At 50.9% G+C, this 23900-nt stretch carries 25 protein-coding genes and 3 pseudogenes; 17 read left to right on the top strand and 11 right to left on the bottom strand.

Annotated features, from left to right (window positions below):
• Positions 1 to 144: 144 nt before the first annotated feature.
• Positions 145 to 984, bottom strand: a complete 840-nt coding sequence (locus C474_RS08625) for an arylamine N-acetyltransferase family protein (RefSeq protein ID WP_008385905.1) — start codon at positions 982 to 984, stop codon at positions 145 to 147.
• Positions 985 to 1050: 66 nt separating this feature from the next.
• On the opposite strand from C474_RS08625, the pseudogene C474_RS23665 reads away from it, so the two are divergent.
• A pseudogene (locus C474_RS23665) lies at positions 1051 to 1219 on the top strand (primase-associated protein); the annotation flags it as partial.
• Between the two features lie 146 nt (positions 1220 to 1365).
• On the opposite strand, the gene C474_RS22320 reads toward C474_RS23665, so the two are convergent.
• Positions 1366 to 1536 (bottom strand): hypothetical protein, encoded by a 171-nt coding sequence (locus C474_RS22320; RefSeq protein ID WP_160166825.1) that lies wholly within the window; start codon positions 1534 to 1536, stop codon positions 1366 to 1368.
• Between the two features lie 697 nt (positions 1537 to 2233).
• On the opposite strand from C474_RS22320, the gene C474_RS08620 reads away from it, so the two are divergent.
• Both C474_RS08620 and C474_RS08615 read left to right on the top strand, forming a co-directional pair.
• On the top strand, positions 2234 to 2803 hold the full coding sequence (locus C474_RS08620; RefSeq protein ID WP_008385900.1) for a DUF7342 family protein: 570 nt from the start codon (positions 2234 to 2236) through the stop codon (positions 2801 to 2803).
• Entirely contained in the window at positions 2796 to 3230 is a 435-nt protein-coding gene (locus tag C474_RS08615) for a hypothetical protein (RefSeq protein WP_008385898.1), read from the top strand. The genes C474_RS08620 and C474_RS08615 overlap by 8 nt, the downstream gene beginning before the upstream one ends.
• 33 nt (positions 3231 to 3263) lie before the next feature.
• On the opposite strand, the pseudogene C474_RS23535 reads toward C474_RS08615, so the two are convergent.
• A pseudogene (locus C474_RS23535) lies at positions 3264 to 3573 on the bottom strand (hypothetical protein); the annotation flags it as partial.
• Here C474_RS23535 and C474_RS08610 point away from each other — a divergent pair.
• Both C474_RS08610 and C474_RS08605 read left to right on the top strand, forming a co-directional pair.
• Positions 3551 to 3862 (top strand): annotated as a pseudogene (locus tag C474_RS08610) (primase-associated protein); the annotation flags it as partial. The pseudogenes C474_RS23535 and C474_RS08610 sit on opposite strands and share 23 nt — an antisense overlap.
• Positions 3863 to 4403: 541 nt before the next feature.
• On the top strand, positions 4404 to 4892 hold the full coding sequence (locus C474_RS08605) for a hypothetical protein (protein ID WP_008385895.1): 489 nt from the start codon (positions 4404 to 4406) through the stop codon (positions 4890 to 4892).
• A 401-nt stretch (positions 4893 to 5293) separates the two neighbouring features.
• Here C474_RS08605 and C474_RS08600 read toward each other — a convergent pair whose 3' ends face one another.
• Positions 5294 to 5926, bottom strand: coding sequence for a hypothetical protein (locus tag C474_RS08600; protein ID WP_008385893.1), 633 nt, complete (start codon positions 5924 to 5926; stop codon positions 5294 to 5296).
• Between the two features lie 294 nt (positions 5927 to 6220).
• Between C474_RS08600 and C474_RS08595 the strand changes: the two genes are divergently transcribed.
• The gene (locus C474_RS08595; protein ID WP_008385891.1) at positions 6221 to 6478 is read left to right on the top strand and encodes a winged-helix domain-containing protein; all 258 of its coding nucleotides are present in this window, start codon (positions 6221 to 6223) and stop codon (positions 6476 to 6478) included.
• Here the strand turns inward: C474_RS08595 and C474_RS21415 are convergent, their stop codons facing one another.
• A complete protein-coding gene (locus C474_RS21415) occupies positions 6479 to 6712 on the bottom strand; it encodes a FaeA/PapI family transcriptional regulator (protein WP_008385889.1) in 234 nt (77 codons plus the stop codon). It lies immediately after the preceding gene.
• 236 nt (positions 6713 to 6948) lie between these two features.
• Between C474_RS21415 and C474_RS08590 the strand changes: the two genes are divergently transcribed.
• A complete protein-coding gene (locus tag C474_RS08590) occupies positions 6949 to 7188 on the top strand; it encodes a hypothetical protein (protein WP_008385887.1) in 240 nt (79 codons plus the stop codon).
• 401 nt (positions 7189 to 7589) lie between these two features.
• On the opposite strand, the gene C474_RS08585 is transcribed toward C474_RS08590, so the two are convergent.
• Positions 7590 to 8729: a glycosyltransferase family 4 protein gene (locus tag C474_RS08585; protein ID WP_049916860.1), complete on the bottom strand. Its 1140-nt coding sequence runs from the start codon at positions 8727 to 8729 to the stop codon at positions 7590 to 7592.
• Between the two features lie 541 nt (positions 8730 to 9270).
• Here C474_RS08585 and C474_RS22025 point away from each other — a divergent pair.
• Genes C474_RS22025 through C474_RS08570 form a run of 4 tightly spaced genes read left to right on the top strand, consistent with a single transcriptional unit; the run spans position 9271 to position 13122 of the window.
• Positions 9271 to 10308, top strand: a complete 1038-nt coding sequence (locus C474_RS22025) for a hypothetical protein (RefSeq protein WP_152421630.1) — start codon at positions 9271 to 9273, stop codon at positions 10306 to 10308.
• Positions 10308 to 11507: a glycosyltransferase family 4 protein gene (locus C474_RS21405; protein ID WP_083861991.1), complete on the top strand. Its 1200-nt coding sequence runs from the start codon at positions 10308 to 10310 to the stop codon at positions 11505 to 11507. The genes C474_RS22025 and C474_RS21405 overlap by 1 nt, the downstream gene beginning before the upstream one ends.
• The gene (locus C474_RS21400) at positions 11504 to 12481 is read left to right on the top strand and encodes a glycosyltransferase family 4 protein (protein ID WP_083861990.1); all 978 of its coding nucleotides are present in this window, start codon (positions 11504 to 11506) and stop codon (positions 12479 to 12481) included. Before C474_RS21405 ends, C474_RS21400 begins: the two co-directional genes overlap by 4 nt.
• A complete protein-coding gene (locus tag C474_RS08570) occupies positions 12463 to 13122 on the top strand; it encodes a nucleoside/nucleotide kinase family protein (protein WP_204366079.1) in 660 nt (219 codons plus the stop codon). The genes C474_RS21400 and C474_RS08570 overlap by 19 nt, the downstream gene beginning before the upstream one ends.
• 38 nt (positions 13123 to 13160) lie before the next feature.
• Here the strand turns inward: C474_RS08570 and C474_RS21395 are convergent, their stop codons facing one another.
• The 4 genes from C474_RS21395 to C474_RS08565 form a co-directional block, all read right to left on the bottom strand.
• Complete coding sequence (locus C474_RS21395; RefSeq protein ID WP_083861989.1) at positions 13161 to 14504, bottom strand: sulfatase-like hydrolase/transferase; 1344 nt, start codon at positions 14502 to 14504, stop codon at positions 13161 to 13163.
• 155 nt (positions 14505 to 14659) lie between these two features.
• Positions 14660 to 16123: a hypothetical protein gene (locus C474_RS22020; RefSeq protein ID WP_152421629.1), complete on the bottom strand. Its 1464-nt coding sequence runs from the start codon at positions 16121 to 16123 to the stop codon at positions 14660 to 14662.
• Between the two features lie 116 nt (positions 16124 to 16239).
• On the bottom strand, positions 16240 to 17253 hold the full coding sequence (locus tag C474_RS21390; RefSeq protein ID WP_160166824.1) for a glycosyltransferase family 2 protein: 1014 nt from the start codon (positions 17251 to 17253) through the stop codon (positions 16240 to 16242).
• Between the two features lie 299 nt (positions 17254 to 17552).
• Positions 17553 to 18968 (bottom strand): flippase, encoded by a 1416-nt coding sequence (locus C474_RS08565; RefSeq protein WP_008385875.1) that lies wholly within the window; start codon positions 18966 to 18968, stop codon positions 17553 to 17555.
• 187 nt (positions 18969 to 19155) lie between these two features.
• Here C474_RS08565 and C474_RS08560 point away from each other — a divergent pair, with 187 nt between their 5' ends.
• From C474_RS08560 to C474_RS08550, 3 genes are read left to right on the top strand one after another with little or no spacing between them, the layout of a single operon-like run.
• Positions 19156 to 19626: a dTDP-4-dehydrorhamnose 3,5-epimerase family protein gene (locus C474_RS08560; protein WP_008385874.1), complete on the top strand. Its 471-nt coding sequence runs from the start codon at positions 19156 to 19158 to the stop codon at positions 19624 to 19626.
• Positions 19627 to 19630: 4 nt separating this feature from the next.
• A complete protein-coding gene (locus C474_RS08555; protein WP_008385873.1) occupies positions 19631 to 20704 on the top strand; it encodes a glucose-1-phosphate thymidylyltransferase in 1074 nt (357 codons plus the stop codon).
• A gap of 2 nt (positions 20705 to 20706) precedes the next feature.
• On the top strand, positions 20707 to 20886 hold the full coding sequence (locus tag C474_RS08550) for a hypothetical protein (RefSeq protein WP_008385872.1): 180 nt from the start codon (positions 20707 to 20709) through the stop codon (positions 20884 to 20886).
• Here C474_RS08550 and rfbD read toward each other — a convergent pair.
• Complete coding sequence (gene rfbD, locus C474_RS21385; RefSeq protein ID WP_083861987.1) at positions 20883 to 21776, bottom strand: dTDP-4-dehydrorhamnose reductase; 894 nt, start codon at positions 21774 to 21776, stop codon at positions 20883 to 20885. The genes C474_RS08550 and rfbD overlap by 4 nt on opposite strands.
• Before the next feature lie 53 nt (positions 21777 to 21829).
• Between rfbD and rfbB the strand changes: the two genes are divergently transcribed.
• The 3 genes from rfbB (at position 21830) to C474_RS08535 (ending at position 23875) form a co-directional block, all read left to right on the top strand.
• Positions 21830 to 22750 (top strand): dTDP-glucose 4,6-dehydratase, encoded by a 921-nt coding sequence (gene rfbB / locus C474_RS08545; protein ID WP_049916857.1) that lies wholly within the window; start codon positions 21830 to 21832, stop codon positions 22748 to 22750.
• A gap of 19 nt (positions 22751 to 22769) precedes the next feature.
• Positions 22770 to 23225, top strand: a complete 456-nt coding sequence (locus tag C474_RS21380) for a GDP-mannose mannosyl hydrolase (RefSeq protein WP_008385869.1) — start codon at positions 22770 to 22772, stop codon at positions 23223 to 23225.
• Positions 23226 to 23308: 83 nt separating this feature from the next.
• A complete protein-coding gene (locus tag C474_RS08535) occupies positions 23309 to 23875 on the top strand; it encodes a metal-dependent hydrolase (RefSeq protein WP_008385868.1) in 567 nt (188 codons plus the stop codon).
• Positions 23876 to 23900: the final 25 nt, after the last annotated feature.

Here is a 23900-nt window from a genome sequence, read left to right as displayed (position 1 = left end):
ATGAGTCGCTACGCGAAGCACTCCGCACCGCCGACAACCCTTACAGACGCGTGTTGTGAGGGTACCGCGGGCAGACGCTATCTCCACCGCGACAGCGAGGCGGAGCGGCGGTGGCCGACCGGCCCGACTGCGCCCGCCGTCGTCTCACAGTGCCACCGTGGAATCTGCCGGAAAGACGATCCCGAATTCATCGCGGAGGAGCGCATGGAACGTGTCCGCCGTCACGGCCGTCTCGGTCGTCTCGGAGCCGGCAGTCACGGAGAACCGCTCGAGTTTCAATTTCTTGTGACCGTCCGGGGTCGCCATCGTCACGACCGGCGAGCCAGTGAAGCCGGACTCAGGGGCGCTCTGGAGGTACTCGCAGGTCGCCGCGAAGTACTCGAGCGACCGCGGCGTCGTGTCGAACACGTATCTGTCCTGCCAGTCCTCGTCCGGGGGCCGGTATCGAAGGATCCACTCGGCGTCGGGGCGGTCGCTCTCGTCGATGCGCCACCGGACTCCCGCCTCGTCCGGTGAAGCCGAGTCCCCGAGTCCCAACGGTTCGCGCAGCATCGGGGGTCCCATTCCAACATCCACAAGAGACGGCTCCTCACCACCGACCAGGAGTGGGTGGTGATTCGCCGGCAGTTCGATGGCGTTGACCATCCGCCCGGCCAGCCGCGTCACCTCGAATCCGAGTTCCGCCAGCAGCCAGCCGAACAGTCCGTTCAGCTCGAAACAGAACCCCCCGCGACGGCGCGTGACGATCTTGTCGTACAACGCAGCCAGCGAGAGGCTGACGCCCGCACCGCTGCGCTCCGAGTAGGGATCGCCGTTGATCGAGAACGTCTCGAAGGGCACCGACGTGACGTGGGCTCGCTGGAGGCGCGCGAGCGATGCCTCACGTGGCGGGTCCACCTCCGCCCGGGAGAGCCCGATCCGCTCGAGATAGGGCTCGGCCGACAGCGCGGTGTCCCCGTTCTCTTGTCGGGCTGGCTCTGTCATTTTGTCTTCTACGGTCCGATGGCTATTCTGTCTACGGATTCTCGGGGTGTCTTTCTCGCCTACTCCACTCTCTACCAGATTCGCTACGAGTTCTCGAATACAATCAGTGGCGACACCGCGCTTCCGATGAACTGCTGCGCCAACCGTGGTATGCAGCGGGACTGTATCGATCAGGAGCAGTGTCCATACGCAATCTGGGGGGAGTCTCCGCTTCCCGGATGAGATGTACGATTGACTCGGTACAATCGAGGGCAAAGGAGACGAGTTCTAACTGATTCTTTCGAATTCAAGGATTCCACCATCCCTTCGTAGACCCACAGAGATCCCACCTGCGGTACGGGAAGTCCGGTCGTTTACAACGGGGAGGATGTCACGACTCGATCAATCACTTCGCTGTTGATTTTCTACCTCCTGAATTACCTCTGAAAGCATGTCACGGACTTCTTTCGCCTTCTCTACGTCCATCTGCTCGTAGGCCTGTTTGCTGGCGTTTATACTGACGGTATTGTTCTCCCGGTCCACCTTCCAGTAAGTCTCGTTAATGAGATGCACAGATACTCGTACTATCTTCTCTACAATATGTCATTTGGCCGTTCTCAGAAGCTGTCACTGAGATTCAATATTATCAACTTCGAAAGACCCGTTGTCCGGTCACAGGGCCGATCTAATGACAAAGATGGGTTTCATACGGGATGATTTTTGATTCTTCCCGTGCGACGTTTACCATGTGGTCAAGCCCCGAGGCACTCGCCTCGAACCGCTTGTAGAAATCGACCACCTCATCGGAGATCGATGTGAGACGACGCTCGCGTTGACAAGTTCTCTGACCACGTGTGAGACCGTCGTATCGTCGACAGTCACCGTGTCACCATTGGCGGCGTCGCGGTCCTGCACGAGCAGTACTTTCTCACCCTGTTCGTCGTCGGTACTCGTGTCGTCGTCTGGATCCTGATGACCGCGACGTCTAGCGGTTCGGGTTCGGGATGTCGTCCGGATCGGCGTTGGGGTGCTTCCCCGCGGCGCGCTCCAGCACGTCACTGAATAGAGAGTTTCCGCTGTTCTCAGCTCTCTCGGTGATTTTCTCAGGTTCGCTCGCTGGGCAGATGTCGGCGACAAGGCAGTGAGGTGTCCGTGCCCACTCAGAGTGGACTCACCGCGCTATTCCTACGGTTACGTAAAGCAGAAATAATTCAGCATGCAGTAGATATATCTCGACTCGGTTGTTAACTTCAGTCAGGAGGCGACATGAATGGACCTCACCGATATCCCCGATGACGCGTACGCCGGCGACAACTCATCGCCCGATCTCGACGAACTAGAGTCGCCCGACTCGTTGCTCAAGGGCGGGCCGATCCGCGAGCGACTCCTTGACGTCGTTACTGCGCTTCGAACTCCGACGAAGGTTTCAGACATTGCTGACCGCGCTGCGTGCGATACCGAGACTGCCCGAGACTACCTGAAGTGGTTCGACGAGATGGGAATGGTTCACCGTCACGACGGCCGCCCCATTCGATACGAGCGGAACGACGCATACTTCCAGTGGCGACGCATCGATCGTGTCCGCGAAGCATACTCCGATCAAGAAATCGTCGAGGCGCTTGCAGACACCATCGAACGGATCGAAGACTACAGACGCCAATTCGATGCGGACGATCCTGACGACGTCTCCCTCATCAAAGCCAGCCGGGATATGGCGACTGAAGACGCGTGGGAGGCACTCTCCGAGTGGAAAACACTCGAACGGAGTGCGGCCCTTCTTGACGCGGCGCGACGTGACCACCCGGATTCCAGGAGCACTCCCGGCCATATCGATGCCTGACGATCCGACCGACCCACCCACTACTGGCCCAATCGATACTGAAATCCTCGATCGGATCGCCGCCCACCTCACCCGAAGCGCTCGCTTCGACGATGTCAAGGCACGCCCTGCGTACGCGCTGAATGCCGTCATCGCTGACTACGACCTCGGCTACTTCCCCGGTGGGGTCACACGTGCGTCTCTTCGGATCCGCTGGTTCGAGACCGATGACTTCAGCATCCATTTCTCCGAACACTACCGAACGGGTGATTCGTGGGACTGTCGCTGGGACCGCCACCCGAACGATCACAACACCCGCGAGCACTTCCATCCGCCACCGGATGCATCCACACCAGGCACGGACGATGACTATCCCGAGGAGTGGCGAAACGTACTCGCCGTTGTACTCTCCCGGCTCGACGAACGGATCAACGCATTCTGGAACTGAAACTGGTTCAGCCGAACGCACACAAGCGGAGGAATACCGATTCAATTCACGGAACTCAGTCGGAGAGCAGATACTCTCCGTCTCGAACGCATCGAATCGCTCAAAGTCGTCGTCGATCGTCAAAACCGTGTTCACACCTTCATCAATCGCAGCCTGCGCGTAGTAGCCGTCCCAACTCCCGACGTTCACATCGCGCGCCTGCAAAAGCACCCCCTCGAACGACATCGTAAGCCATCCCGTCGTACCAGTGAATTCGCTTCGCGTCCATAACATTCGTCACGAGTCGAGACGCGTCGGTGTTCGAGTGTCCGTAGTCGGTCGTGAGGATGGTGATGTGGCTGCCGCAGTATCAGGACAGCAGCCTTGATGAGATCGTCGCGGATTTCAAGGGCGTTTTCTCCCGGTGCCCGTGGTACGACGAACAGGAGACGGAGTACCAGGTCCGCTACGAGTTCTCGAACACGATCGACGGCGACACGCCGTTACCGATGAACTGTGATAATGACGATCTACAACGCTACTGCATCGGCCAGGACCAGTGTCCCTACTCGATCTGGGGCAATCTCCCATTCCCGGATAAGATGTACGAGCAAGTCGACGAGGAATCAGCTGGGCCCACTAAGCAATTCTAAATCATCGACTTTCCTCAGATTTTCGAGGATTGTGTTGCAGACCAAAGCCGGTCTTTTCAGAATCCCCGTCGAGCAATTTTCAGCGGCTAACACAACCGGAATCGAGGGAATCGGGGTGTTTCACGATTCGAAGTGCCGAGCCGGGGACCCTCGAGAGACTCAGAACAGGTGAAGCAGCAGCCCGGTGAAATTTAGATACGCCCGAGATTACCTTCATTACCCCCTCGTCGAGCAATTTTGGGGCTCCAGTATTATTCCCGAACTCGTCGAGGTCTTTTCTACCGCCTCAAATCTGCCCGACGAGGTTCTTCTTCGATTTGAGGCTGTCATATCGTCTTGCATATCGCTGATATCGTCCAAAGAAAGAGGCGATATGCAGTGTGCGAAGGCCGCCGGCTCTCTCAGGCCGAGGGGCCACCACCCGGAGATTGGATTCTACAACCTCTCAGAACTAGCGCATAGATTGAGCGGGTGTGTGTCGGTGGGGTCTATCGCCCCCGCGAGAGGGGTGGCGGGGCGCATCACGCGCCTCCGATAGACGATGGCTTCGGAACGTACGACCCAGATCGACACGACGGATTACGCGACAACCACCCCCGACAGCGAGGCGCCGTGGTCGGACCTCGAAGTGGCGATCCCGAACGACCGCGATCACGCGTCGCTCGTCGCGCTCGTGGAGTGTGCCCTCGTCGAACTGACGCACGAAGCCGTGGGTGCTGTGTTCGTCTCTCACCAGGTGTGGGGGACGAACCGTACGCAGTACGTCGCCGTTGACGACGTCAGCGAGCAGTTCCAGAAGCGGCACTTCGACGCTCGGCTGGGCTGGCACGAGACCATCGTTCCTCGAGAGACCGTTCGCGACGCGCTCATTACCCAGCTCACTCGATCGACAACCACGCCGGTGGACACGCAAGAGGCAGCAGCCGGTAAGCCAGGCACGTTCACGGTGAAGCCAGTTCGAGATTTCCAGACTCCATCGCGGCTTGTATTAACCAACACGTCCGACCGAGACCGGCACTCTGTTGGTTAATTCGGAGGATGGATACACGTTCTCGCCCCCGCCTGCCGCCCTGATCCTCGAGTGAGCGTATCCTGCGGGCAGAGAGAGTACGTTTCCGCTGTTCTCATTTCTCTCAACGATTTTCTCGTGGACGATCGCTGGGCGTACGTCGGCGACGGGAGGGATGGACTGACTGCGTTCGGTCGGAGTGAAATCACTGCTTTCGAAGTCGGTTTGGGTGGTCACTCGCTCGTCGGAAATCACGTTCGTTGTGATGAGCTTTGACGCGACCAACGGCCGAAACTCGTGTCTCTCTCTTTTCCTCCTCTGTCCACAGAAGGGGTCTGCTGAGTGCTGCTGCTAGACGAAGGACGGACAGCATCGTGTCCGCAGTGTACCGGCGCGTTGGTGGCGTCTCTATCACACCTGCGCTATGTCCACCCCGTCACAACACCTGTGATTCCACGTGGAGATGACTCGGAGGTCCCAGCGAGCTCCGAGACCGCACGCTCGGTGAAGATCACGCGTTTCGTCCCGCGGCGTTTGATTACCTGGACGTCGTCTTTGCCCAGCCGGTCGAGAAACTCCATGACTCTCGTGACGGTCTGGGTGTGTGGGGTGCGACCCTCCTTTGCGTTGAGGATGCGTCGGATGCGAGCCGAATCGATCGCGAAGCCGGCGGGGACTTTGGTGGCGTACTCTTGGATGTCTTGGGCGATGAAGCGAGCGCGCTCTTGGTTGGCGGTGAGTTTCTCGGTGAGCTTCGAGGGGAGCCCGACGAGCTGTTGGAGGGGCGAGCGGGTTTCTGTGGACGGGGTAGTTTCGGTGTCTTTGGTTTCGCTCTCGAGTGCGTGCAGTCGCTGCTGGAGGTGCTTTCTGTGGTCGGCCGCCGCGTCGCGTTGTTGGGTGTGGGTGTCGAGCTCTTCGCGGTACTCGTCGAGTTTTTCGCGTTGGGAGTCGACTGTCTCTTTGAGTTCTTGGTTTTCTTCTTCGAGGGTTGTGACGCGCGCTTCGAGTTCGGTTAGCTGCTCTTGGAGTGCCTCGAGGGAGGGCTGCTCGGTCATGCAGTGGCCTCTGTGGTGCGGGGTGGCTGTGCGACGAGACCTTTTTGCGTGTATGGGGTGTTCTGTGACATGCGGTGGACGAGACCGCTCGGATCCGTGCTCTAACACGGGTCCTTTCTCAAGAACCAGATGATCCGATGAGCGGTATCTATCCAAAGTAGTAGTCGGCACACTAATAAAATTAGCACATATACGCTACTATTACAGCACATATATGGCAAGCAGACTGTTCATCGGCTCTTCTATTGCACTGGAAAATTGTTCGCTCGATAGATGCGTCCCCGCCCAGACTGGATGTCGCTGAAAGATGGGCTCATCCTAGAGTTTCTTGCAGAGCACGATTTGGAGCTCCCTCCGAAACCTCTCTACAGAAACCTCAACCGTCATGGACACCAGATCGGCTACTCTACGGTACGTCTCCGCTTAGCTGAGCTCGAGACACATGGACTGGTTGAGGAGGCCGGCGATGGTGGGTATTACCAACTGAGTGAGTTGGGTCACGACTATCTCAAAGGGGACATCGATCCAGCACGGCTCGAAACTGAAGAGTAGCTACTCGGCAGGCCACCAGACGACCGCACGGGCACCCACGTCCATCTTTCCTACTCTTCCCTCTTCGTGTAGCTGATGCAGTTTCTGCCGAGCAGATTCACTTGAGCAATCGAGCGCGTCTGCAACGTGCTTAGCAGTCAGAACGGGAGTATCTGCACTTGAGAGCACGTCGAGTACGTCTTCGAGTGTGATTTGTGAGGAATACTGCCCGTGCTTGTCTCGTTCACGTTCCATGTACTGCGGTCTGAGACAGACGCGTATATCCCTGTTGCCAAGAGGCAAATGGAAAGTTATATGGCCTGTTGCCACCAAGCAATTGGTAAGGAAGATCAGTCCGTAGGCATGTAGAATGCCCGCGTGCTGGAACACGCGGGACCGGTCTTCCGATAAGTGCTAGAAGACCAATGTCAACTACGAAAGCAGACGCACAAGAACCTATTGTCTCGATCGCTGGTTACCTCGCCGATGGAATGGCTCGTTCGTTCACGCTCGGAACGGACGAAGAGGGCTACAGCCACCACTACTACCGACCCGCCGACGCGGTCGTCGTCTACGACGGTCGCGGGCTCGACCACTACCAGCCGCTTGCCGGTCGCTCGCTAGAAGAGTGGCGCGAGTTCATCGAACTGAAGCGTGGGTGGGCCTTGATGGGACCGCTTGCTGCCCTCGGGCTCAGAATGAACGCAGAGCGCGTGGAATCCCACCGATGAGTGTCAGGGCGGAACTCCGGATGCATCTCACACAGGCGCTTACACGGACGACAGATGCGGACGTGCAGGCGCATCTGCAGGCGGCGATTGCGTCGGTGGATGAGTTACCACGGGCGAATTTGGTTGCGTGTCCTGTCTGTGGGGTGGTCGGACTTCCGGCGCGGATTGAAGTCCACGAGTGTCGGAGAAAGTAGCCAGACTAAGAGTAGATTTCCGCTGTTCTTGTTTGTCAACCAACCCTCGAAGAGAGCTAATAGCGAGATGAGCGTATTTTGATATCGAAGATACGGATTATCGTGTCCATTTCTTTCTACGGCGTGCCAGCGGAAATACACATTCTCACCCACAGCCGCGTTTCGAAGTCAGTCACCATTCTCACGACAGACGGGGCGTCTCCGTTCTCACCACCGACCGTCGATCGCACGCTGATACACCGTTTCTGCCTGTTCGGCGACGGCGTCCCAGTCGTACTTCCCGGCACGTTCGAGTGGATCTGTCGAGGGACGGTCGCCGTTCAGTGCGGCGTCCAGTTGGCCTGCGATTGCGTCCACCGTCGGCTCGACGAGATAGCCCGCATCGCCGATCACTTCGCTCGCCGCGGACTCGGGATGCTTCGCGGCGATTACCGTACAGTCGGCGGCCATCGCCTCGGCGAACGTGATTCCGAATCCTTCGCGCGTCGACGGCGAGGCGAACACCTGTGCAGCGCGCATGTGTCCGAGGACGTCTTCGTAGTCGTCGAGGAAGCCGAGGAACTCAATCTGATCGGCGTGTGTTAGGCCGGCGGTCTGCTTCTGAAGGCGGTCTATTTCCGGTCCGTCACCGATGACTCCTAGCGTGGCATCGTGGCGTTCTGCGATACTATCGAAGGCATCGAGGAGCAAGGCGACGTTCTTGTCTGCGATGAGTCGCCCAGCGAAGAGTACGTCGTAGCCCTCCTCGGGAAGTGGTGCGTTTCGAATCTTTTCGACATCGATACCGTTCGGCACGACTTTGATGCGATCCCTGCTCGGTCCAATCTCGGCGAGTCGGTCGGCGGTGATTCCCGAGACCGCGATTGGGTACTGTGGGACGCGAGCTGTGAGGTGTTCGATTGCCTTCCCGAAGGGGGCGAGTTTACCGAGATAACCGTCCCAGTAATCGCGCCACACTTCGTGCCAGGTCGTAACGATCGGCGTGTCTGTTCCGAGTGCGGCGAGCTTCGAGGAGAGCACGGGGAAATAGGGAAAGACCGAAGCGACGACGAGATCGTGTTCGTTGGCTCGAAGCCGTTTTGAAAGGGGGCCGAGTGCTCGTGCCGAGAAGTCAAGCGCTTCGGTAATCGAGCGCCTGTCATCGGTGTAGAGGTCGGCGCTGGGAGCGACGGCTTGTAGGTGCAGGTTTCCGTATCTGACCTGTTTGGGGCCGTCCCAATAATGCCGACCGTAAATTGTCACGTCGTGTCCGTTGTCTGCAAGGCGCGTTCCGATTTCGTGGATGCGCTTTTGTGCGCCTCCAGTGATGAAGGGGTGAACGACGTTGGAGACAAATCCGATTTCCATCTATTAGATAATGGTGTCTTTCTCCCGTATTACTATTTTCATATTCACTAAATATTGGGGAATTTCTGAATACAGAAGATGAACTTAGCTATTCATCCATAATTTAAGAATATCTGTTCGGAATAACCAACCATGGAGTGTAAGTACGATTTTTTCTTTTTTGATTATGTCTGAGCATGTGCTCTCCCGTTCAAGAATGGCAAATGATTCATCAGGAACTCGGAATATCTAGTAGTCCCTCTAGAGAGAATCTTTTCTTCTCTTTCTCTCCCTCTACGGTCAGAATGTTCTATAGAATATATATCGCACCGCCCGAATGTTGCAACTCGGGACAGTTGAGGGTCCACTAGCGGATTCCGCTAGCGGCTCTTCAGCCTATTAAATGACCATCTTGGTTTTTGATTGTTCTCACTTTCCTGCTGTGAATTGAGAACCCTGCGCAAGGCACAAAGAATAATACTTTACGATTGTAGTTACAGATACATTCGATAATGGAGCTCAATAGACATTCAATCTCGCACTCACATATTCAAACTTAAATATGTCAACTGAAACTATACTAAAGTCAATCGGATATCCTGAACCCGATTTGCCGGAGTCAATAGAGCCGGTAGAATCCGCCACACTATATGACCACGCACGAAAAAACAAAATCGGCTCATTATATGTAAAATCACTTGATGAATCCTCACAGATTAATAAGTTAACGAAGCAGTGGAAGAACCGGGAAGATTTCCAAGAGCGTACAAAACAAACCCTGAATCGTTTTCCGGAAACGATTCCATCACATATTGAATATGCCGTCGTAAAGTCGGGATATCCCTGGGTAGATTCAAAGGACATTGACTTGGTCTTATTTGAGGATAATCTTGAGGAATTCGAAGATTATCTACTCAACGAAGGGTACGAGTTTTGTGGACGTTCTCCGACGTCTTTCGATGTTATCGATCCGGTTACTAATATCCAACTCGACATACAGAGTGGGTTCTCTCTACAGCGGGTCATTTATTTCGATAAACGGACTGTACAGGACGGCGTTGAACGACGAGCTCCATACGGAACTGCTGTTCCAATTTTAGAGAAACCCGACGACCTCGCGTTAATCGTTATCCACTCTATCACAGAACAAATGTATATCTTAAAGGAATTCTACACTGCAGTGGCCATGCTTGAATCCTTCTCACGAAATCAGTTCGAACGTTTCCTCAATATCGTAGCAGAGAATAATATCGAATCAGCGTGTCGATCTTTCTTCACTATCACATGGGAGTTGTGTAGGCAGGTTTTCGATCGAATTCCACCATATCTTCGTGAGACACTCAATCGGGTTGGTCTCAGCAAACAAGAACAGATGACCTTTCGATCAAGTAATTTAAAGACTCCACATAAGTACACCAGCGCTACAGGCGTTCGAACAATCGCAGAGAAAATGCGAAATTCGCTCTTCCGGCGAAGTCTCGCATCTCAGGTTCCCAGACTTGTACACCCTGCTACTGCGTATTACATCTTCTCTCAGATAGTCACTCGCAGGGAGCGAGAACACTACGTCCACGATACGTCTGACATGGGTGAGGCGTAATGTCGTCCAATGATTTACGTGTTGGTCAGTTTATCACTCAATATCCCTACGAAGACCACTTTTCGACAACAAGCGAGTACTTCTGTTCTGGCGCTGAACGCGTCGCCAAGCGACTATCTGAAGAACTCGCCGAGAGAGGGTGTGATGTAACCGTGTGTACCTCGTCGGCAACATCTGAGTATACCGTTGAACAACAAGGTGACGTCACCATTGAACGTTCACCGAGTTTCGGCAGCGTGAATACGATGCAGATCGCACCGACCCAAATCGTTGATCCGATAACTAAGGGATTAGAATTTGACATCGTACACGCGCATAACAGTACCCCACCGGGAGTACTCGCCGGATGGTTGTACGCAAAGTGGAACGATGTCCCTTTCGTGATCACGCATCATGGTGGTGAAAGCTACGAATCGCACGGTTCCGTCTTTCGCAGAGCAGGGCTCTTTGCTTACACAAAAATCCTAATCGACCCATTGTTTCGATCAGCTGACATCGCGGTCTCCCCCACAGAAGGATACATAGAGGAATCAACCGCGCTCTCTAACGCAGAGGACGTTACAGTAATCCCGAATGGCGTTGACGTAGCCGAATTCGATATTGGCCTGTCGCGTGAGGATGCTAAACGACAACTCGGGATCGATCCTAAGTCGTTTCTTATTCTCTACGTCGGTTCGCTCCACCCGAGGAAAGGAGTGGATGTCCTGTTGAACGGATTCTTCCGTTTCCATGAGACCCATCTGGATACAAGGCTCATTATCGGAGGAGATGGTGTGCTCAAGGACGATCTAAAATCGAGTGTCGAAGGACAAAACATGTCGAACGCAGTTCGAATTCCGGGGTTCATTCCAGAATCAGAGAAACCCCTGTATATGAATGCCGCTGATGTATTTGTGTTACCTTCGGTGACCGCAGCCTCAGAGGTGTTCCCTCTCGTCTTGTTGGAGGCGGCCGCAGCACAAACACCGGTAGTCGCAAGCCAGTTCGATACGATCGAGAGTATCGTCGGTCCGAACGAAATGGGGTCGTTCTTGGAACCGGGGAGCGTCGAAAGTGTTACGGACGAACTAGAACGATTCTACGAGGACGAAGAGATGCGACGAGAGACGACCGAGAATGCTCTTCATGTGGCCCAAGAACGAAAGTGGGATGGGATCGCCAAACAGTACTACAAGCTCTACAGGAGTGTTCTCGAATGAACGTCTGTATCCTAGGTGAACGGAGTGAGCAGTTAGACGAGGGAATGAAAAATTTCGGCATTCAGCTCCATGACCGGTTAAACAAAAGGGGAATCGATGCTACGCTCCTCGACCTTCGCGAGATCGGAAGTGCGGATTTCTGGTTAGCGTTGAGTCGCGCCTCCCCCGATATCGTCCACTTGGTTCCAGGACCAACTGCAAAAGGGCTGGTTCTCCTTCGTGCCCTCTCGACGGTGAAACAGTGTAAGACGGTCGCGACAGTAACCCAACCGCGATTCAGTCCTTTTTCGCGAAGGACAGTCCCCTATCTTCGGCCATCACTCATGTACGTTCAGTCCAAGACAGAACAATCCCGATTCAACGCACTCGGTTGTACGACTGAATTCCTTCCTAGCGGCGTTAATCTTACTCAGTTTTCGCCCAACGACGAGAACAACCAGACACAACTTCGGAATGAACTGGGCCTCCCATCTGACAAGCGAATCTTCCTCCACGTCGGACACTTCAAGCGAGGACGAGGTATCGAGTCGCTACTCGAACTTCAGGCACACGGTCACCTCGTCATCGTAGGGAGTCCGTCAACTGGTCCCGAGGCTGACCTTGTGGAGTCGCTGCGAAGTACTGGTGTAACTATCCAGACAGAGTATGTTCCTGAAATCGAGAAATACTACCAAATTGCGGATATCTATGTGTTCCCTGTCACCGACGAAGCCAACAGTATTCAGGCACCACTGTCAGTGCTTGAAGCGATGGCATGCAATCTTCCAGTCATTTCGACTCGCTTTGGTGGCTTGACTGATCTCTTCGACGAAGGAGAAGGACTTCGATTTATTTCCTCGTTTGCGGGAATCGAGGAAGGTGACCTTGAGTTTGACACCGTAGAAACCCGCGACAAAGTGAGTAAGTACTCATGGGATGCAATCGTCAGCCAAGTACTCGATTCATACAACCGAATATGCAACGCGGAACACTGATCACGACGACAGGAATTGACGGGGCAGGGAAGTCTACCCTCGCTAAGAATGTCCGGGATGAACTTCAGGCGCGCGGCTACGACGCTGTCTATGCCTACGGACGGTTCCTTCCGTTGTTCTCATATCCTGTTATGGAACTTGGGCGACGGACAGTTCTTTCTAATAGCGACATTGAGGACAACTACACAAAACACCAATCGAATAAGGCTGATCTATTTGATATATCGTTGCTACGTCGTGGATACGAGATGCTTGTCATGGCGGACTACGCGCCACAGCTCTTCGCGAGAGTTGTAGTACCACTCTATCAGCACGACTACGTCGTCTGCGATCGGTACTTCTACGATACGCTCCTTACGGATCTCAGTGGCGACGTCATTCCGGAACCGCAAGAGGCAGTTGATAGATATCGTATGTACTCGAAGTTGATTCCTTCGCCTGACTTTGAGTTTTACGTTCAGATCCCACCAGAGGTCTCTTTGGAACGAAAGGACGACATCCCCGATATTGAGTATCTTCGCGATCGGAAGCGCTTCTACGACGTATTCGCGCAGGCATACGGTATGTCCGTACTTGACGGGACACGTTCCCAATCTGACCTTTGCTTTACTGTCACTAACGCCGTTCTTAGTGATACATGATATGTATATTTATCAACCTTAAGTAGTTAATACTGCTCTCATTTATATCCAAGTGCTTCTAGCTGTCCTTTGATTACATTGTTTACGTTATCTCTCGTATTTGGTTCGGATTCTTTGGGTAATGCAGAGATAATATCTTGTATTTCTTCTTTAGAATAATCATCTTCGAATTCTTCTCCAGGTTCATCCCTCGAAATACGTGCTAGAAGAGTAATACCATCTTCATTAGAGTGAATTATCTTCTTCTTATCTTTGTAGACTGCTTTTCGTTCGGTCCCATATCTAGATGCCTCACATATAACTGACCGATCTATAGGTATGGCGTTTTGCCAAATCTGATCACTCATGTCAATTTTATCAGAAACTTCACCTCCAATAGTCCCAGCAATATCACAGAGACTTCCCCATCCTCCACTCGGTAATAGATTCTTATTACGCGGATGGCTTATTCCGATGGGGACTCTTGCCACCGTATCTAAGGGGGTACCACCGTGGCCAGTACCAGTACCTTCCCTAGAATCTGTAAATAAGTTATCCACCTTGGGACTTTCCCACATTGCTTCTCCGTGATCACCGGTTACCACTACTAAGGTGTCATCACTATATCCCTGTATTATCTCTTTGAGTTTCTCTGATACGTAGTCAAACGATGACTGGTACAATCTTCTTCTATTTTCTTTGTATTTTTGCCAATCCTTTTTCGTATTGAAGTTATCTTCATGGTCCCATGTCTGGATGTTCTTAATTGAACAGTCTACGTTGTTTCTCCGTGCAAACTCTTTCGGAGGATTTAGAGGCTCATGTAAATCACCTAAGTGTAGGTAAGCATATGTCTTGTTTTTCCCATTCCTCCACTTTTTATAGGAATTCAAAACTTTTTCAGCAGGTGCATCTGCGTACACCTTATGTGTCTGATACCATCCTTTTATTGCCAAAAATGGCATTAAGAAAGCACAAGAGGCAAAGGTAGAGTATCCAGCTTTCTCTAATTCAGTTGGGAGTACTCGCTTGCACTCAGACTGTTCTGGGAGTGCATAAACATCTGATTCAGGTGTTGTATGAGCAAAAGATCCATGATTATGTGGATACATCCCAGTATGAATACTTGTGACTGCTGGAAATGTCCAAGTTCCAGGAGTAATCACAGTGGATGATGTTATTGGCAGGCTATTTGCATATTCTGGACGTAGAGCATCGATAACTACAATTAGAATGTGGTCTGGAGCCTCTGAACGAACTTCGTATGTCTTGTTCTCCGGCTTATGTGCGATATTCGACGAATTCTCCAAATACGACAGATAAATTGGAGCTACAAGATCACGCAGCCCTCTCGGTGTCTTCCTTTTTAGGTAGTCTGTCAAATAATCTTTGCGTGACGGCATATGGGTGCGATGGCGCTTGCAACTTATAAGTATTTTGTTATTTGGGCTGTTCCAAGGGGAATCCTGATTGGTAATTGTTCAGACCCACTCTTGATTAATAACTATGTTCAATAGTGGTAAAGGAGCGATTCCCACTTTTATATCTATAGTAGAATTTATCTACCTCTGAATATTTTGCTATTTTTAGATGAGTAGATCCGGTTCCAACGCGGACTCTTATCTAACTGCCGTCCCAAATCAGCATTTGGTTTAGTAGTTATACTTCCTAGGTGGAAAATACCTTGTTCCTCAAGTTGTTCGTTTACAAGATATACATCACCGTGAGTACTAGCTACTGATGGATTTTCGTAGTAAATATCAATTAACTGTTGAGCAGTTCGTTGTTTTGAATATGGTGGAGTTCCCGCTGGTGGAAGATATATCTCTCCATTTCCCCCTATTGCTTTATATGCACTTGCTATATTGAAATCGCTTACTATTATTTCCTCATCAGGTATCTGCTTGTTTGCCCATTCAATCTGGGTAACCTCTTCTTGGGAGACTGAGATTAAATTAGTATGTGGGGTTAATGGCTGAGTAACTGTTAAAAACAGTGCGGGTATTATTATAACCAGAATGAACACATGTCTAACAGAAGGTGAATAATTCCTCTTGACAATGCTATATAATCGACTTCCAAAGATTGGAACAAATAGAAGGGCCAACAGACGAGGGTCGATGCCGCCACTTGCGCTGAATAACATGCTCAGGAAGGTGTTTGCCACTCCTTGAACAATCACACAGATTATAATAATATCAAACCAACTAAGGTTTCTTAAGTTCTTTGATCTGTAAACGAGATAACCTCTATAGAGGGATGTGCTACCTAATATCAGAATGGCGGTTAAGGATGAAACAAGAAAGAGGGAGGATCTTATGGTAGCTTCGGGCTGCTGATATAGATAACGTTCAAGGGGTTCAGCAATAGTAGGACCAGAGATAGTGAGGTTGCTCACACCATGGATGGAAGCTATAACAATTGGAATAAGTCTAGACGCCCAACCCGCTATAATGATGTAATATGAAACCACTCCAACCAATAGAATGATTATCAGATGACTAGTCGTAGTCTCTTTTTCTGATATCCAGATTAGAATAAATAGGGTAGAGAAAAACGGAATGCATGCAATAGAAAGAGTTTGATACGATGGAATGAACGCTAGTAGAAATATAATGAATGCCACAGTATATCTTGCTTGTTTATTATCTCTTATTGACACTATCGTATATGCGAGAAAGAAGAAAAAGACCCAGCCAAGAGTTACTCGATGGGCCATATCTAATATTGGTAACTGTATATACTGGAAAGACACTGCAAACAAAGACGCAATTAAGAATACTATTTTTTTTCGGGTGATTTTATAGGCCAGGATTCCCTGTGCTATAACTAGCTGAGCTGAAAATAGAGGGAGGGAATTAACAGTATTTCTATCAATTCCTAATATTTCACTAAATATTGTGACTATTAGAGGAGAAACAAAATTTCTAGCGAAATTTTTTGCGAATTTGCCAAGAACTGAATTCCCACTGATGGCTTGGAATGATAAATGATTGGTTGCTGCTATTTGATTAGCTAGCATTAAATTCTGATACCTCCAATAAGGATCTACTGGTAGTGGAGATATTGTTGTTCTAATTACATATGGCACAAAAATGACACTGACAATTAGTAACGATAGGAGATTTACTCGTCTCATTAGGGAAATGACGAGATGATATCTCTCACTGTACTAAGTAGACCAAAGGGTCCATACCCAAACTGTGAATAGCGCCCGTTAAGCAAATTTTTTGCTATTGATGTAGTTTTGATTGTGTAATTTGAGCCGCCTCTATAGATCACTCGCCTATTTCTTTCGAATCTTATCCTACTTTCAAGAATATCGATTACTGGCTGGGACGGGAGCCTTAATTCATCTTCACTCATTGACTCAACCTCTTTCATTAAAATCACCCATTTCTCAGGATCAGGATTATAATTCTCCTTTCCGTTCTGTAAAGCATTATGTATCTTCATAACTGTATCCGGCGCCGGAGACCCTGTCACTTGGTTCCCATGCTGACGATACATCATCAGTTCTTTGTTAATCACCGAAATTGAGCCGACAAGTGCTGCCTTCAGAGCAATATAGTAGTCATGCTCCCATTGTTCTGGTATTGGGAGCACCTGCTTCTTCAACCTGTGGTCCATCGCTATCGTCGCTCCTTGGATGAAGTTCCTAAACAACAGAGAAGAAATCCATGTTTCTGACTCTTGTATTGAAGTCGGAGAGAAAACAAGAGATGACCAGAAGTCTCCAATATCATATTTATCTTCAGTAACAAGTGTAGAATTATGAAAAGATAGAACACTATTGGTAGAATACATGGTTTGAATTTGGGTTTTTATTTTATCTTGAGACCATACATCATCTTGGTCACTTAAAAATATAAGATCACCACTAGTTAGCTGAATGGACTTGCTGAAATTCTTCGTCACCCCAACATTCTCCTCATTTTCAAACACTGATATTATATCTGGATACTCTGCTTCGTAGTGAGATAACACATCAGGTGTCCTATCAGTCGAACAATCGTCCGTGATTATGATCTCATCTGGTGACCGAGACTGATTCAGAATACTGTCAAGTTGCTCTGAAAGATAATCCTCTCCATTATAGGTTGCTATTGCAACAGAAACCGTCGGCGAGGTCTTTGAGTCAACCATATCCATGATTCGGATGAGACGATTCATTTAGAAGTCTTTTTCTATTGTCTACAGTGTTGTGTAACAGCCACCAGCATGTTGAGTTGCTAACACTCAACAAGCCTTAGCTCCCGTTGGATAGTCTATTATTATTCTAAAATGTTGGGTTATTATTTCTATCCCGATATTCAATATTTACACATTACCTGATTATTTGATTATTCAGAAGTCTACTAACAAATCTCCAAATACCGATATGAGGTTACAGCATAGCTCCTCTGAAATCAATTAAGATCACTTAATAGATTATAATAGGTTAGGACGCATTATGATACTAAGGACTTGGCTTGCGTCACTAGCTTCACTCGTAATGATTTAGAAGTGAATATCAATAACCAGTACACTAAAGCCCCGGCAGATATAGCTGTAACCAGACTAACAACATTGTTGACAACTATTAGCGAACGGAGTCCTTCTAAAAATAGAGCCATTCCTACCGAAGATAATACACACCAACTGATCTCAGAATAAGGGAATCTGATATCCATGAATTTTGATAAGTAGTAGCCGTGAATGATAGCGTTCATGGAAAATGAGATAGTTGTGGCCATGGCTGCTCCAATAATTCCAAACTGAACGACGAATATCAAATTCAGTACTAGGTTTGTTAATACCGAAGTTACGGTCGCATATGCAGCTAAGTCAGGTCGGTTAATCCCCTGTAGAGCTTTCCCAAATATTATGTGTACCGATTGAACAATTTTCTCACCCATTAAGACGATCAATACTAACGATGCAATAGCAAACTCGGGACCAAAGATCAGTTCCAATATTTCTGACGAAAAAATGAGTGTACCAAAGAATGACGGTATCACTAAAATCATCGATGGTGTGATTGTCTCTTGAATCGTAGATTCAATCCGACTTTTGGCGTTATTGGCGTTCCAGCGGCTTACCTGTGGGAATAACGCTGAGGCGATAGAATCACTCAGAAGTACTACAATGGTTGTTACTCTCCATGCTGTTTCGTATGCTCCTACGTGTGCCTGCGAAAGAAATAGTCCAATTATCGCAACGTCCATCCAGCTATAGAAGTAACCACCGATAGAGGATACAACATTATACCTGCTGTAATTAAATAATGAACGGGCATGCTTTATAGATGGTCGACTTGGTGAGGTCGAGCATTTGTATAGTCCTAGTACGAACATTACCCCTAATGCAGTAAGTAGCCCATAAATCAATCCTAATGCACCGTAGCCTTGTGTAACGAATAGAGTACTAACCCCAACCCAAGAGACTTGCCGTGCAAGCCGAAGAACTGCCGTTTCGCCTACCCGAAGTTCACCTTTTAATACTACAACTGCAAATTGTGCTGCTTCTTGGAGTATAATTGCTGCTGCAAGAAGGATAGCAACATTCTCTCCGATATAATTGTTCACATATGATTGTAGGAGTAGAATCCCGGCTACAATTAGAGTAATTGGAACTAACTTAAGGATAACTGCACTTGTTAAGAATTCTCCCTGTGACTCTCCCTCGCTAATCCGCTTCTCAACGGCTCCACGTAGTCCAAAGTCAGCGGGAATGGCAAGTAAACCAAGCATTGCTTGGAATAGAAAGAATACGCCCATTGGAGCTGCACCAAGTTCCTGCGCAAAGTAGGCAATTCCGAGGAATGCAGTAGCGGAACTAACAATATTGGCTCCAAAGAGTTTAAAACTAGAACGAGCAATATTCATGAATCTGTATTAGAGATCTACAGCTTTGTTTGGAGGTCATACTGTGACTAAAATAGAGCTCAGTGTTATGAGTATCGGATACCGATAAAATACTAATTTACTATCTACTAATGACTAGTCCAGATAGAATATAAAAATACGCCGATAACATTAGACTTAAGCCATCCACGAGAACTCTCTAATATAGATGACTCGCATCCACGATGTTGAAGTTAGAGATCTCCAAGTAAATGCTGACGAGCGGGGCCATCTCGTGGAACTCTTCCGAGAAGATTGGGAGCTATTCGACCCTAAGCCTGCGATGTCCTACTATTCGATGACCTATCCCGGCATTACCCGCGCGTGGCACCGCCACAATCGCGGGCAGATTGACTACTTTACCTGTCCTAAGGGACGCATCAAGATTGGGATCTATGACGACCGCGAGGACTCCCCTACCCAAGATGAGGTTAACACCTTAGTCATTAGTGAACATAATCAACAGGTTGTCCGTATCCCTGGCGAATGTTGGCATGGTTTCAAAGCGCTCGGCGACAAGCCTGCCTTTTTAGTAAATATGCCGACAAATATTTACAACTACGAAGACCCTGATGAGGAGCGCCTACCGTACGACACAGAGAAAATCCCCTTAGACTGGGACGAACTACCGGACGAGTAAATATATGAAAGGCGTCTTACTTTCGGGGGGGACGGGGTCGCGGCTACGTCCTATTACCCACACTGGTCCCAAACAGCTCGTGCCGGTCGCAAACAAGCCTGTTCTCGAGTACGCAATTGAAGATCTCAAAGAAGCGGGTGTAACCGAGATCGGGGTTGTTCTCGGGCACAAAGGTCGAGAGGAGATTCAAGAACTTCTTGGTGACGGAAGCAAGTACGGTGTCGATATCACCTACATCGTCCAAGGAAACCCACTCGGACTCGCTCATGCGGCCGGCTGTGCGCGCGACTTCGTCGGTGACGACGACTTCGTGATGTACCTCGGGGATAACATCCTCAAACAAGGAATCTCTGAACTCGTTGAAAGCTTCCAACAAGGCGACTACGGTGCAGGAATCGCCCTCCAAGAAGTCGACAATCCCACGCAGTTCGGGATTGCGAACGTAGATGACGACGGGAACGTCACAGAGCTAATCGAAAAACCGGACGACCCTCCGACGAACCTTGCGCTCATCGGTATCTACGTTTTCTCGAACGCCGTCTTCGATGTCATCGAGCGACTCGAACCATCGTGGCGCGGTGAGCTCGAAATCACTGACGCAATCCAGACACTGCTCGAAGACGGGAACGCGATTAACTCACACGTCGTCCGCGGCTGGTGGAAGGACACTGGGAAGCCCGAAGATATCCTAGAGGCCAACCGACTCGTCCTCGAGGACAAAGACCTCGCTCGTGAGGGCCGCATCGACCCTGGAGCTACTGTCCAAGGTCGCGTAGAACTCCACGAGACGGCGACGATCGAAGCCGGTGCAACGGTTCGAGGGCCCGTCTCGATCGCCGAAAATAGCGTGATCGAGTCTGGAACGTACGTTGGTCCCTACACTTCGATCGGTCCGAACTCGACACTCGAAGGCGTGCATCTTGAGAACAGCGTCGTCATCGGGGACTCGACGATTTCGACCACTGGAAAGATCGTCGACAGTCTCCTCGGTCGCGGCGCCAACGTCGGTCGTGCAGACGAGCTGCTGCCGGAGGGCCGTCGTCTCGTCGTCGGAGAAAACTCACAACTCAAACTCTGAACATGCGCATCATCACCCATACCTGCCCGCAGTGCGGTACCATCGTCTCGGCGAACGAACTCGAATCGAGTCGCGTCATGAAATGCCCGGGCCTCTCTTGTGAGAGCGTGCTCCGTTTCGACGACCTTTCCGACGAAGAGCAGGAGTTCTTCGTCAACCACCGTGAGCAGTACCGACTCTAACTTGCGAACATCTCCTCAATCCTTTCGAGGTCTTGACTGAGCGTTGGCTCCGCTCGTCCGAGTGCATCTTCGACTTTCGAGACGTTCAAGCAGGTATCCTGTGGTCTCGCGGCGTCGCGAGAAACGTCGGCCTGTTTGCTTTCTCGAACCAGCGTGTTGTCTGCTCCTTGAACGTCTGCGATCGCCTGGCCGAACTCGTGTGGAGTCACGCATGAGCGACTCGCGACGTGGTAGCAGTTGTATGCTTCGGCGTCCAGCAATTCCAAAATCGCTTCGGCTGCGTGCCCAGCCCGACTTGGTGTGATTCGTTGATCGACAAACAACGGCACTTCATCACCGGCGTCAAGTGTATCGCGAACCCACGCGGGAAAGCCAACGAGTTCGTCAGTATCGCCACGAACTCCGTAGACGAACGAGAGGCGAACAAGCATGGTCTCACCGTCTACTTCTCGGACCTGGTGTTCGCCTTCAAGCTTTGACTTTCCGTACTCCTGTATCGGATTAGTCGTCGCATCCTCGCTGTACGGTTCTGCAGCCTCGCCGTCGAACACGTAGTCAGTCGAGACGTGAACGAAAGGAACTGAGTGCTCCGCACAGATAGACGCGAGTGCCCCTGGTGCGTCTCCGTTGACCTCGAATGCTGCCTCGGGTTGTGATTCACACCCGTCAACATCGGTCATTGCAGCACAGTTCACGACTGCATCCGGTTCATGCTCTCGAAGCATCGATTCGAACCTCTCGGTATCGCGGATATCGTGTTGAACAAGCGGGAATTCGAACGCTGGCTGTGTTGAGTGATATGTTCCGGCGACGTCGATTGAGTGGTCAAGGCATGTCCGAGCCACAGCACTACCGAGCAGCCCCCCCGCTCCCAGTATAAACAGCTTCATCGACAAACGTTTCGAGGAAAATGTACATATAGCCTGCGCTCAAACTCGCGTTCATGCGACTGCTCGTCACTGGGGGGGCTGGATTTATTGGTTCGAATTTCGTTCGGTTCATGCTGGAGAACCGCGACGATTCTGTTGTTACGTTAGATGCGCTCACGTATGCTGGTTCCCGCGACAACTTAGAGGGGTACCTCGACCACCCGAAACACGAGTTCGTCGAAGGGGACATCCGTGACCGCGACCTCGTCGACGAACTCATGTCGGATGTCGACACGGTAGTGAACTTCGCGGCGGAGTCGCACGTTGACCGGTCGATTGATGGGGCAGAACCGTTCGTTACGACGAACGTCCAGGGGACGCAAGTCCTCCTTGATTCAGCGCTGAACGCGGATATTGATCGATTCCTCCAGATCTCCACTGATGAGGTATACGGGCAAATCATGGACGGAGAGTTCAGCGAAGACGATTCACTGAATCCTCGTAATCCGTACTCTGCGACGAAAGCAGGAGCAGACTTGCTAGCGAAAAGTTACGAGTCAACACACGATCTCCCGGTCGTTATCACACGAACCTGCAACAATTTCGGACCCAGACAACACGATGAGAAGCTGATCCCGAAATTCATCCAGAACGCTGCTGCAGGCGAGGACCTTCCCGTGTACGGAGATGGCTCGAACGTTCGAGAGTGGATCTACGTGGAGGACAACTGCCGGGCGCTTGATGCGGTCTTGCGAGAAGGAGAGATCGGCGAAGTGTACAACATCGGTTCGGGAGAAGAGCGGACGAATCTCGAAGTAACCCAAGCGATCCTTGACGCTGTCGGTGGCTCCGAAGACCAAATCACCTTCGTCGAAGACCGTGCTGGGCATGATCTCCGGTACGCTCTTGAGATAGACAAAATCAAGCAGCTTGGCTGGGAGCCCGAATGGACGTTCGAAGACGGCCTTGAGCAAACCATCGACTACTACCTGTAGTTCCTTCACCCCCTATCAAATGAAAGATGACGTGTCCTGGGTTCCCGAAGATGAGTGGGCGAGCGTAGTTGCTAACGTTCCTATCGTCTCTGTGGACTTGATCGTAAGGCAGGAGGGTGGCGTATTACTCGGTCTTCGAGAAAACGAGCCAGCGAAGGGAGAGTGGTTTGTTCCCGGTGGAACTGTACTCAAGAACGAACGGCTCACAGAAGCAATACACCGTGTTGCAGAGATGGAACTGGGATGCGAAGTGAAAATCTGCGAACGGCTCGGGACGTTTGAGCATTTCTACGACACATCCGAGGTTGAGGGGGTTGAGACGAAACATTACCTTGCGAACGCCTTCGTCGTTGAGCCCCTGCAGCCAGTCGATGCAGTTGACGACCAGCACAGTGAATTACGGGTGTTTGAACCACCATTTGAGGGACTGCATCCCTATGTCCAACGATACATCGACCGCATCATTTGGGAATAAGACCGCACCCACTCTCTACGATTCGTTAACCCCACTACCAACTAACAAAGTACCTATCCACGTAGAAAGAGACAGATTACACAATGCTCCCCTGGGGCCATGCCGCCTTCGGCTACGTTCTCTACTCGCTGTACACTCGCCTCCACCTCGATCACCCACCACAAGGACTCGCAGCCCTCGCCCTCGCGTTCGGCACGCAGTTCCCGGACCTCATCGACAAACCGCTCACGTGGACGTTCGGCGTCCTCTCGTACGGGCGAAGCTTCGCACACTCACTGTTCACGCTCGTCCCCCTTCTCACCACCTTATGGATCGTTTTCGACACGCCGAAACAACGAACGCTCACCACAGCGTTCGGAATTGGATACGCCTCGCATCTCGTCGGCGACGATATCGGAGCGCTGCTTGAAGGAGACTTCAGTATCCCCGGCTATCTGTTCTGGCCGCTCACGGAGGTTCCGAGCGAGGGCAAGCGAAGCTTCATTGACTTTTTCCTCAACCTGCAGTTCTCTCCGACGCTCTTCTTCGGATTCATCCTCGCATTGCTCACACTCGGGCTGTGGATTCACGACGGGATGCCCGGCGTGAAAGACGTCCTCGAAGGCCGACTGTGGGACACCTCGCGGACGAAGACCGCAGAGAAGCGCTGACGTCCGGGAAAGACCCCGCGTTCGG

Origin of the sequence: Halogeometricum pallidum JCM 14848, assembly GCF_000337095.1 — an archaeon.
Classification (GTDB): Archaea; Halobacteriota; Halobacteria; order Halobacteriales; family Haloferacaceae; genus Halogeometricum; species Halogeometricum pallidum.
This window is presented reverse-complemented; position numbering and strand designations above follow the sequence as displayed.

Coding starts and splice junctions, on each gene's coding strand:
- C474_RS08625 (WP_008385905.1), bottom strand. CDS start 984: ATGACAGAGCCAGCCCGACAAGAGAACGGGGACACCGCGCTGTCGGCC.
- C474_RS08620 (WP_008385900.1), top strand. CDS start 2,234: ATGGACCTCACCGATATCCCCGATGACGCGTACGCCGGCGACAACTCA.
- C474_RS08615 (WP_008385898.1), top strand. CDS start 2,796: ATGCCTGACGATCCGACCGACCCACCCACTACTGGCCCAATCGATACT.
- C474_RS08605 (WP_008385895.1), top strand. CDS start 4,404: ATGGCTTCGGAACGTACGACCCAGATCGACACGACGGATTACGCGACA.
- C474_RS08600 (WP_008385893.1), bottom strand. CDS start 5,926: ATGACCGAGCAGCCCTCCCTCGAGGCACTCCAAGAGCAGCTAACCGAA.
- C474_RS08595 (WP_008385891.1), top strand. CDS start 6,221: ATGTCGCTGAAAGATGGGCTCATCCTAGAGTTTCTTGCAGAGCACGAT.
- C474_RS21415 (WP_008385889.1), bottom strand. CDS start 6,712: ATGGAACGTGAACGAGACAAGCACGGGCAGTATTCCTCACAAATCACA.
- C474_RS08590 (WP_008385887.1), top strand. CDS start 6,949: ATGGCTCGTTCGTTCACGCTCGGAACGGACGAAGAGGGCTACAGCCAC.
- C474_RS08585 (WP_049916860.1), bottom strand. CDS start 8,729: ATGGAAATCGGATTTGTCTCCAACGTCGTTCACCCCTTCATCACTGGA.
- C474_RS22025 (WP_152421630.1), top strand. CDS start 9,271: ATGTCAACTGAAACTATACTAAAGTCAATCGGATATCCTGAACCCGAT.
- C474_RS21405 (WP_083861991.1), top strand. CDS start 10,308: ATGTCGTCCAATGATTTACGTGTTGGTCAGTTTATCACTCAATATCCC.
- C474_RS21400 (WP_083861990.1), top strand. CDS start 11,504: ATGAACGTCTGTATCCTAGGTGAACGGAGTGAGCAGTTAGACGAGGGA.
- C474_RS08570 (WP_204366079.1), top strand. CDS start 12,463: ATGCAACGCGGAACACTGATCACGACGACAGGAATTGACGGGGCAGGG.
- C474_RS21395 (WP_083861989.1), bottom strand. CDS start 14,504: ATGCCGTCACGCAAAGATTATTTGACAGACTACCTAAAAAGGAAGACA.
- C474_RS22020 (WP_152421629.1), bottom strand. CDS start 16,123: ATGCTAGCTAATCAAATAGCAGCAACCAATCATTTATCATTCCAAGCC.
- C474_RS21390 (WP_160166824.1), bottom strand. CDS start 17,253: ATGGATATGGTTGACTCAAAGACCTCGCCGACGGTTTCTGTTGCAATA.
- C474_RS08565 (WP_008385875.1), bottom strand. CDS start 18,968: ATGAATATTGCTCGTTCTAGTTTTAAACTCTTTGGAGCCAATATTGTT.
- C474_RS08560 (WP_008385874.1), top strand. CDS start 19,156: ATGACTCGCATCCACGATGTTGAAGTTAGAGATCTCCAAGTAAATGCT.
- C474_RS08555 (WP_008385873.1), top strand. CDS start 19,631: ATGAAAGGCGTCTTACTTTCGGGGGGGACGGGGTCGCGGCTACGTCCT.
- C474_RS08550 (WP_008385872.1), top strand. CDS start 20,707: ATGCGCATCATCACCCATACCTGCCCGCAGTGCGGTACCATCGTCTCG.
- rfbD (WP_083861987.1), bottom strand. CDS start 21,776: ATGAAGCTGTTTATACTGGGAGCGGGGGGGCTGCTCGGTAGTGCTGTG.
- rfbB (WP_049916857.1), top strand. CDS start 21,830: ATGCGACTGCTCGTCACTGGGGGGGCTGGATTTATTGGTTCGAATTTC.
- C474_RS21380 (WP_008385869.1), top strand. CDS start 22,770: ATGAAAGATGACGTGTCCTGGGTTCCCGAAGATGAGTGGGCGAGCGTA.
- C474_RS08535 (WP_008385868.1), top strand. CDS start 23,309: ATGCTCCCCTGGGGCCATGCCGCCTTCGGCTACGTTCTCTACTCGCTG.